Here is a 1,292-nt window from a genome sequence, read left to right as displayed (position 1 = left end):
ATCTGCTGGAAGAAGTCGTTGCCTTTGTCATCCACCAGGATAAACGCCGGGAAGTCTTCCACCTCAATTTTCCAGATAGCTTCCATTCCCAGCTCCGGCCAGGCCACGCACTCGAGGCTCTTGATGCTCTGCTGCGCCAGCACCGCCGCCGGGCCGCCGATGCTCCCAAGATAGAAGCCGCCGTGCTTATGGCAGGCGTCGGTCACCTGCTGGCTGCGGTTGCCTTTTGCCAGCATCACCATGCTCGCACCGTGGGACTGCAGCAGATCGACGTAGGAATCCATGCGCCCGGCGGTGGTCGGCCCCAGCGAACCGGAAGCGTAGCCCTCAGGGGTTTTGGCCGGACCCGCGTAGTAGATCGGGTGATCTTTGACATACTGCGGCAGCGCCTCACCGTTATCCAGCAGCTCCTTGAGCTTCGCGTGGGCGATATCGCGGGCGACAATAATCGTGCCGTTCAACGTTAAACGAGTAGAAACCGGATGGGCCGAAAGCTGTCCGAGGATATCGCTCATCGGCTGATTGAGGTCGATGCTGACGACTTTACCTTCACCCTGCTGACGCAGCGCTTCCGGGATGTACTGGCCGGGGTTGCTTTCCAGCTTCTCCAGCCAGATCCCGTGGCGGTTGATTTTCGCCTTAATGTTGCGATCGGCGGAGCAGGAGACGCCCATCCCAATCGGGCAGGAGGCACCGTGGCGCGGCAGGCGCACTACGCGAATATCGTGAGCAAAGTACTTGCCGCCAAACTGCGCCCCGAGGCCGAGATTCTGGGCCGCCAGCAGCAGCTCCTGCTCGAGCTGCACGTCGCGGAACGCCTGGCCGTGCTCGTTGCCCTCCGTTGGCAGGCCGTCGTAATAGTGGGTGGAGGCCAGCTTAACGGTTTTCAGCGTCGATTCCGCAGAGGTTCCGCCGATAACAAACGCAATATGGTACGGCGGACAGGCGGCGGTGCCGAGGGTGCGCATCTTCTCGACGAGGTAGTCCTTCAGCTTCGCCGGGGTGATCAGCGCCTTGGTCTCCTGGTAGAGATAGGTTTTATTGGCCGAGCCGCCGCCCTTGGCGATACAGAGGAATTTATACTCCTCGCCGTCGGTGGCGTAGAGGTCAATCTGCGCCGGCAGGTTGGTGCCGGTGTTGACCTCTTTATACATATCGAGGGCAGCGTTCTGCGAATAGCGCAGGTTGTCCTGAATGTAGGTGTTGTAGACGCCCTGCGCCAGCGCGGCCTCATCGCCGCCGCCGGTCCACACCCGCTGGCCCTTCTTGCCGGTAATAATGGCGGTGCCGGT

At 61.1% G+C, this 1,292-nt stretch carries 1 protein-coding gene; it reads right to left on the bottom strand.

The genetic code is table 11. The features are described from left to right. Positions 1-1,292, bottom strand: a 1,292-nt coding sequence (locus tag GVK32_RS28625) for a FumA C-terminus/TtdB family hydratase beta subunit (protein WP_159989812.1), incomplete at both ends; no start/stop codon positions are given.

The organism is Klebsiella sp. 18074 (assembly GCF_902705905.1).
GTDB classification, from domain to species: domain Bacteria; phylum Pseudomonadota; class Gammaproteobacteria; order Enterobacterales; family Enterobacteriaceae; genus Klebsiella; species Klebsiella terrigena.
The sequence above is the reverse complement of the archived record's forward strand: the minus strand, read 5'-3'. Positions and strand labels throughout refer to the sequence as shown.